This is a genomic window from Polaromonas sp. P3_C2, assembly GCF_056402675.1.
In genome coordinates this window covers 1-646 of sequence record NZ_JBFUGX010001205.1, presented here as the reverse complement: position 1 = coordinate 646, position 646 = coordinate 1, and the positions used below count along the sequence as shown (strand labels likewise).

General features: G+C 60.5%; 1 protein-coding gene. It reads right to left on the bottom strand.

From position 1 onward, the window contains the following. A partial coding sequence (locus tag AC1DWI_RS25605; RefSeq protein ID WP_477726248.1) for a DAHL domain-containing protein occupies window positions 1-607 on the bottom strand: 607 nt, incomplete at its 3' end. Window positions 608-646: the final 39 nt, after the last annotated feature.

The window sequence follows — 646 nt, the reverse complement described above, 5'->3', positions numbered from 1 at the left end:
GCGGAGTATGGCGCAGCTTGCCGTCAAGCCGGCCCAGTTCCTCTTCTATCTCGGCACCCTTTTCGTCGGTCGGGCTCTGGCTGTACAGCATGCTCGCGAGCAGCAGCCTGCTGACGTCAGACGAAATCTGCCGGAGCGCCAGCTCTGTGGTACCGCGGCCGGGCCCGAGCGACTGCTGGACATCTTCCGCTGCGGTGGGAAGAAAGGCCAGCGAGTTTCGCAGCACGGAGTTGTGCGACTTGAATTGCTCGATCAGGACGGCTTTGTCCTGCACGGCGCGTTCCAGCGACGCGAGCTTGTCCACCTGCCCGGATGCATCGTGCTTGTGGGCGTCGGTACCCGACTCGAGTTGTTCCATGAGCCGGRCCATCTCGCCCTGGTTATCGGCCAGCGCATCGTAGTGCGTGTTGATCCCGATCCTGGACTTCAGCACATCCAGCTCCCATTGCGCGTCCAGCTGCTTCAGGTGACGCAGCACGGCCATATCCTCAAAGTAGTGCGACTCGTCGAAGCTTTGGGTTTTGCTATACAGGAACACCAGGATGAACAGCAGCACGGCGGTGACCGCCGCCATAGGCGCCAGGGCAAGTTGATTCTTTTTTTTCACGGTTTGAAGTCCCGTTCGCCGGTGAGCGTATTGAGGAAC